Origin of the sequence: Ruegeria sp. HKCCA0370 (genome assembly GCF_013033705.1) — a bacterium.
Taxonomy (GTDB): Bacteria; Pseudomonadota; Alphaproteobacteria; order Rhodobacterales; family Rhodobacteraceae; genus Ruegeria.
The window spans coordinates 1-7,265 of record NZ_WQEP01000024.1 but is presented as its reverse complement, the minus strand read 5'-3'; the positions used below and the strand labels follow the sequence as shown (position 1 = coordinate 7,265).

The following is a 7,265-nucleotide window of genomic DNA, read 5'->3' as shown; positions in this document are numbered from 1 at the left end:
TTTGATATCTGACTGGTATTTTTTTGGTTGCGGGAGCAGGATTTGAACCTGCGACCTTCAGGTTATGAGATAGCTTATGGCCGCCTGCACCAACTACGCCTGAAAACGCCACTTTACCCTATCTTATTGGAATCGTTATTTTATTATTGACGGCCGGCACGCCCTGTTCCTACCTCTTACGCCATGAACCGCTTCCAGTTGCTTCCATAATGCTTCCACGGGGCGAAGAAAGAGAAAGGATGAGGGATGCCCAAACTGACCAAACGCGCCGTAGAAGCCCTGCCCGTTGAGGCGAAAGACTACTTTGTTTGGGACAGCCAGATTGCGGGGTTTGGTGTCCGTGTCATGCCCTCTGGGGCAAAGACCTATCAGGCGCAGTATCGCAAAGGCGGACGGACACGACGCGTCTCCATCGGACGACATGGCAAGATCACCGTCGACGAGGCCCGGAAGCTGGCAAAGGAACTGATGGGGCAAGTGGCTAAGGGTGAGAACCCCGCCGAAGAGATTGCCCAGCATCGCCGCGCGCCCACGGTCGCGGCTCTGTGCGAGCGGTTCTTTGATACCCACGTCAAGGAACGCTGCAAGCCGTCCACCCAAGGGGAGTATCGCAGGGCAATCGACCTGTTTATCGTTCCAGCAATTGGCAGCTTCAAAGTGGTCGACGTGGAACGGAAAGATATTGCCGAACTGCACCACAAGTTTCGGGACAAACCCTATCAAGCCAACCGGACGTTGGGCGTTTTGTCCAAGATGTTCAATCTGGCGGAAATCTGGGGTTTACGACCTGACGGGTCGAACCCCTGTCGCCATGTCCCAAAATACCGCGAAGAGAAACGGGAACGGTTTCTGAACCAAGATGAGTTGCAACGACTCGGGCAGGCTTTGACAGACGCGGAACGGGATGGCTCGGAGTCGCCCTTTGTCGTCGCCGCTTTCAGGCTACTAATCCTGACCGGGTGTCGCCTAGGTGAAATCCAGACCCTTCAATGGTCTTTCATCACAGACACAGGGATGGAGCTTCCCGACACCAAGACTGGCGCGCGGCGCATTCCCCTGCCCCAACCGGCCCGAGCGGTTCTGAGCGCCCTGCCACGGCTTCCTGACAACCCTTATGTAATCACCGGGGCTGTTCCCGGCCACTACGCGACCGACCTGCAAAAGCCATGGCGTCGTATACGTAAGCGGGCCGGTTTGAATGATGTTCGTATTCATGACTTGCGCCACACCTATGCATCAAACGCCGTGTCATCGGGCATGCCGATCCAGATGGTCGGGCGGTTGCTGGGTCACAGTCAGATTCAGACCACCATGCGGTATGCGCATTTGGCAGATGATCCAGTACGGCAGGCTGCAGAAGAAAATGCGTCGCGACTCAATACGTTGGTCGGAGGGCAGGAAACCGGCAGGAGGCTGCGTCTGGTTAGGTAAGGCATTAAGGGCGACCAACTCCAAAGACGTATACGTAGGCTGCCTACATTACGTAGCGCGCCTACGTATACGATACGTTACATAGGGATTTTCTGCCCACCCGAGGCAAACACAACTCCGCGTATACGTAGGGTAGTAAAAAGCCTCGCCTCGAGCCGATACCTCCAATGACCGCTCTGAGCCCAAATTGACCGTTGCTGCGCGTAGCTCCAATGAAAGCAATGCGCAGGAAGCGGACTTTGCAAAGCGGGGTGGTCGACATGTTCCAGCAGTTCACTTACGGAGCTAGTGTCAAAGAGCGGTCCGCCATTGCAAACACACCTTGCAAGTGCGCAATCTGGATGTTTGTGAGCCAACACGTTGATCCCACAAAGCAGATTCTGTTTTAGGGGCGAATTCCCTTAGTTCGAGTTCTCAGATAATACGTACTGATGGATATTGTCGTCATCACGACCATCATCACTTCTTTTTTTGTTGTAATCGGCGTGGCAGAACCATTGGCTGCACGTATGCGCCTGCCTTACAGCGTTATCCTAGCGGTCCTAGGGATAGTGATCGGACTTGGCGCAACGTTCTTTCTCAACACTGACTTGACGGATGCACTGAACCCGGGAGCGCAGGCGATAATTGATTTGCCGATCCGGTCAGACGTCTTCCTCTATGTTTTCCTGCCGACGTTGCTCTTCCAGGCGACACTCGGCATGAACCTGCGCAGGATGCTGGATGACTGGATGCCCATCCTGATGATGGCCGTTGTGGCGGTGATTGTGGCGACACTTTCAATAGGCTATGCGCTCAGTTGGGTAAGTGCGTTACCGCTGGTCGCCTGCCTGTTGATTGGCGCTATCGTATCGACAACTGATCCTTCGGCGGTTGTCAGCATTTTTAGGTCAATATCCGCACCACGCAGGTTGTCGCGAATAATCGAGGGTGAAAGCCTCCTGAACGATGCAGCCGCGATTGCTCTTTTCGGGCTATTCATGAGCTTTGTGATGCTCGGCAGACCTGATCCATCACTAAGTGAAGCCGTGGGGCAGTTTCCGCTGTTGATCGCCGGTGGCGCACTCACCGGTTGGCTTATGGCGCGTATGGCGGTTTGGATGATGGCTTTCGTAGACCGTTGGGAGAAGGCGCAGATTTCAATTTCTGTCGCGATGCCGTACCTCGCCTATATCGTTGCGGAACAAAGCGTCGGGGCTTCTGGTGTTATCGCAGTGGTGGTCACAGGACTAACGCTCAACCTCACCGGCCCCGGTCGTTTGTCACCGATCGCTTGGACAAATCTGCAAGAAGTATGGGATCTCCTGGCACATTGGGCCGGAGCGCTGATCTTTATTCTTGCAGCATTGTTGATCCCGAGACTGTTGGAAGGAGTTCAACCGTCTGACTTTGGCCTGTTGGCAGTAGTGGTTCTTGCCGCAACACTGGCGCGGGCAGCGGTTCTTTTCGGTTTGTTGCCATTGCTAACGACAATCGGTCTTTCGCCAGCTGTGGAACGCCCCTATCGCACCGCAATGCTTTGGGGTGGGCTGCGGGGCGCCGTGACTTTGGCGTTGGCACTGGCGGTCACCGAAAGCACTCATGTACCGCTCGAAACCAAGCGTCTGGTCGGTATTTTGGCCACTGGCTTTACGCTGTTTACACTGATTGTCCAAGGAACAACCTTGCGAACGGTGATCACAAAGCTAGGGCTCGACAAACTTACTCCGCTTGATACGGCGTTGTCGCGCCAGGTGGTCGCGGTCGCCTTGCAATCGGTCCGCGAGGATGTGTCCCGCACCGCAGAAAACTACAACCTGACCCACCAAATTGTAAGAAACGAAGCCAAACAATTTAGCGAACGTCTCGACGATGCTGTAAAGGCCGCCGAAGACAGCGCAGAGATCCTTGATCGTGACCGGATTACACTTGGCCTTATTGCGTTGGCCGGTGCAGAGCGGGATTCTGTTTTGGCCCGAATGCGAGAGCGCACCATGTCATCTGTTCTCAGCGAAAAAATTCTGTCAGACGCGGATCGGCTCATTGAAGGCGCAAGGACCGGTGGGCGGATCGGCTATCAGCGCGCGTCCAATCGATCTGTCGTCTATGGAAAATCTTTTCGGATCGCCGTGTTCCTGCAAAACCGCCTACGAATCTCGTTTCCGCTCACTCGTATAACAGCGGACCGGTTCGAAAGGCTGCTCATGCAACGTCTGATCCTTCGGGATCTCGATGGGTTTGTCCGTGGTCGCATACGCCGGATACACGGTCGCCGGGTTGCGGAGTTGCTAGACGACCTGTTGGAGCGCCGATCCGAGGCGGTTGAGACAGCGCTTGAAGGATTGCGGCTCCAATATCCAGGCTATGCGGAAAAGCTGGAGCGGCGGTTCATCCGAAGGACAGCATTGCGACTGGAGGAGCGAGAATACGCCGTCATGCGAGAGGATGGCCTGGTAGGCGAAGAGCTATATTCAGTGTTGATGCAGGAAGTGGCGGCACGACGTGCTTTATCTGAAGGGCGTCCGGTACTGGACATCGCCCTAAAGGGGCGGGATCTGGTCAGGCAATTTCCACTATTCTCTGATCTCGACAAAGCTTCACTGCGAAAACTCAGTAGAGCGCTGCGTACCCGCTACGCCAACGCGGGCGACACGATCCTTTCCAAAGATGAATTGACTCGGAGTGTGTTTTTCATCGCTTCTGGGGCAGTCGAAGTGGAATTCGGCAGACACACCACACGGTTAGGTCGTGGCGAAATGTTTGGGCAATTGGCCATGCTAATGAAACGGCCCCGTCTTGTGAACGTGCGGGTGTTGGCACCCTCGACATTGCTTGAGCTAGACGAAGCGCGATTCCGTCGACTACTTCGGCGAAGCGAAGCCATGCGGAACTCCGTCAAGATGAGCGCCAGCAAACGCATGATCGACCCTGCGGTGTTGGACCTGGAAGAGCATGAAGGTTCTGCTGATCAAGGATAGTTGTAAAGAAAGCTCATCAATTGGAACGGAACCGCTACAACTGTTTTTTCATTTCGCGGAAGCGCGATGTCCGCTTTGAGCCCAAACCAGCCGCGTTATCTTTGAACTTCGCGGCGGACTGGTTGACCTGAATCAGCGTCTATTTTGAGTTCACCATTTTCAACGACCAACGTGCCGTTTACGAGAACGGTATGGACACCTGTGGCAGGTTGGTTCGCGTTTTCGTAGGTGGCTAGATCCGCCACTGTCTTAGGGTCAAAGACGACAATGTCAGCATCCATTCCTACTTGCAGGCGCGCCTTCTTTCTCATTTGTGGAACGAATTCCTCGAGCGTTTGGGCTGGCATCAAGGACATCTTGCGAATGGCTTCCTCGAGTGACAATAAACCCCGTTCGCGCACATAAGATCGAAGGATTTTGGTAAACGCTCCAGCCGACCGCGGGTGACTGAATACATTTTCGGGAAGTGGCCAATCACTACCTTCATAATTCAGAACTGCCCCGCTTTCGTCGAAGTAGGACCAGAACACCGCATCCGAGGCGATCATGACTGCTGGGTGGGTAACGGATGCATCCAATAGCGCTAGTGCGTCAGGATCGTTCTCGTCCAGAAAATGCCATGTGACGAAGGTGCCCGGCTCGTTGTTCTGGTAATCGGTAAGCTCTTCTTCTGTCATGCGATCTGCGCCCAGTTGAAAGTTCTGTGCCGTAGAGCTCATGCGTTCTCGCCATCCGTCACCTGAGAACATCGCGGCTCCTACAACGGTGTTCGCGGCGCCATAAGGATAGGCCTCTACCGTGACGTTAATGCCTTGAGCTTGGGCCCGTTCCACCAAATCAAGGGTGGCGTGGATGTCTTCCAATGAAGAACTGTTGATGTGACAGATATGCATGTGCGCGCCTGTTAGCGCAGCGTTCGCAATCAATTCTTTTATTGCCTCAAAAGACCCCTGCGGTTCCAAATTCGATGCGTACCGCACGTGTGTATACGTGGCCACGCCATAATCGGCGGCCATATTTGCCAAAGCAAAGTATTCTTTTTGTCCGTATCCAGGCGCGTATCCTGCATTAACGCCTATTCCCAATGCCCCTTCTTTCAATCCTTGCTCTACTAAGTCCAACAACTCCGCCATACGAAGCGGATCAGCGATTTGTGTCTTCCAATCGTCGAATCTCTGCGCATCTTGAAAATAGGATAGTTCGGCAACAGGCCCTTCACCTGTGAACGCAGCTATTCGGCCAAAGGTCCAAGCGGCAGACGCCCCATAGTTCAGTGGCGTCTGCTGCCGTTCCATTTCAGCATACCAATCTGCAATAGGTAGGATACCGGACTCCAACTCCAGAACAGTTGTTACGCCTTGCATCGCCTGCATACGCATGTCGCCCAAGTTCATGCCGTGTGCATGCAAATCGATGAACCCTGGCGCTACAACAAGATCAGTTGCATCGATCTCCAACGAACCTTCCATGGCGAACTCGGAGATCGCGGATATCTCGCCGCCGCTGATCCCCAGATTTCGGATGGCATCCAAGCCTGTCTCTGGATCAATGACCCGTCCGTTCGCTATGACGATATCGTAATCCTGCGCTGAGCAGGTCGTGGCAATTGCCACAAAAATCGAAAAAACAAATGTGCGGTACATGAGCGGAACCTCCGTGTCTCCAGCTTAAGGCGATAAAGGAACAGATCAATTTATTGTTCTGCCAAAGTCTGTTTTGTCCGCATGGCGGACATTGCCCTTCTGAAACAGAGGTGCCCTAATGATCGGTCTAGCTGTACGCAGGTTAAGTTTGTGTCCCGTACATAAGATATACAGGGGACGTTGCACCCTATTAACTTTACTCACTACATCGCGTACCTATCCCGGGCATTTGAAAGGGCGGAGCAGTGAGCCAACCAACAACCAACCAGCTAGACCGTTTGTGGCGTAGTGGCTTTGCTATGACCCAAGCTTGGGTCGTGTATGCGGAGCCTAAGTTAAAGGAACGCTGGGAAGAGCTGCAGAGATCGTCAGCCATCAGCGCCCTTGAAGATGGAATGACCAAAGCTTCGGCTATGGAGGCAGACGCAGTCACCAAATTTCAAATGCTGCTGGAGGGACCACAGAAAATCCTAGAGGCACGCAATACTGTTAGACAAACCCTACAAGAGAACATCCTAAAATACATCGCGGGCGGCCATCTTCACGCCTATGGCTTTGAGCCGCCAAGGAAAGTTGCCAGTACCCCGATAGCAATTCCTAACGCAGCGTGGTCTGGCCGCTGCAATTGGGATGAGGGAAAACTGAGCTTTAGGGGATTGGAGTTCATTGAGGTACGTCTCACCACCAATTGTATTCGAAATGAAATCCTTGAGCGCGGTCATGTAGACACCACACCGTCGCGCGCGCCGGGTAGACCATCGGTCAAATCTGACATCGAAGCAGCTTTTCATGCGCTCCATGAAGCTGGCGAAATAGACCCAACGGCATCGCAAATGTCGCACTACCCTAAAGTCAGACGGTGGCTTGAATTGAACCGTCCAGACCTAGACGTGCCACCTGCTCAGATGTCGGACAAAACGATTCACAGAATTTTTTCACCGTTTTTCAATGATTTGAAGAAAATCTCAAATCTATAAATTGTTTGGGATTTTAGAGATATTTTTAGAGATTGGGGATTTGTCCAAGTCTAGAGCATCAGCAACTCAAACCGGAGTAAACAGATGCTCACGAACGACCCTGCAAACGACAACAACCGCCCAGCGACGGATTATTTGGACGGTTTTATTGACGAAAGCAAAGCCGCCGACTTCCTGTGTCAGAGCGTGCGCACCATCCAGAAATGGCGCGTGACGGGGTTCGGCCCGAAATTCTACAAGTCGGGTCGGTCTGTCCG

At 53.4% G+C, this 7,265-nt stretch carries 4 protein-coding genes; 3 read left to right on the top strand and 1 reads right to left on the bottom strand.

Annotation, left to right across the window (positions count from 1 at the left end):
• Window positions 1-246: 246 nt before the first annotated feature.
• Entirely contained in the window at window positions 247-1,431 is a 1,185-nt protein-coding gene (locus GOW31_RS21710; RefSeq protein ID WP_171172785.1) for a site-specific integrase, read from the top strand.
• A 431-nt stretch (window positions 1,432-1,862) separates the two neighbouring features.
• Window positions 1,863-4,388: a cation:proton antiporter gene (locus tag GOW31_RS21705; RefSeq protein WP_171172784.1), complete on the top strand. Its 2,526-nt coding sequence runs from the start codon at window positions 1,863-1,865 to the stop codon at window positions 4,386-4,388.
• A 95-nt stretch (window positions 4,389-4,483) separates the two neighbouring features.
• On the opposite strand, the gene GOW31_RS21700 is transcribed toward GOW31_RS21705, so the two are convergent.
• Window positions 4,484-6,031, bottom strand: coding sequence for an amidohydrolase family protein (locus GOW31_RS21700; protein ID WP_171172783.1), 1,548 nt, complete (start codon window positions 6,029-6,031; stop codon window positions 4,484-4,486).
• A 245-nt stretch (window positions 6,032-6,276) separates the two neighbouring features.
• Between GOW31_RS21700 and GOW31_RS21695 the strand changes: the two genes are divergently transcribed.
• A complete protein-coding gene (locus tag GOW31_RS21695) occupies window positions 6,277-7,008 on the top strand; it encodes a hypothetical protein (protein WP_171172782.1) in 732 nt (243 codons plus the stop codon).
• Window positions 7,009-7,265 lie beyond the last annotated feature (257 nt).

Excerpts from the sequence above, each read along its gene's own strand:
- GOW31_RS21710 (WP_171172785.1), top strand. The coding sequence starts at position 247 with ATGCCCAAACTGACCAAACGCGCCGTAGAAGCCCTGCCCGTTGAGGCG.
- GOW31_RS21705 (WP_171172784.1), top strand. The coding sequence starts at position 1,863 with ATGGATATTGTCGTCATCACGACCATCATCACTTCTTTTTTTGTTGTA.
- GOW31_RS21700 (WP_171172783.1), bottom strand. The coding sequence starts at position 6,031 with ATGTACCGCACATTTGTTTTTTCGATTTTTGTGGCAATTGCCACGACC.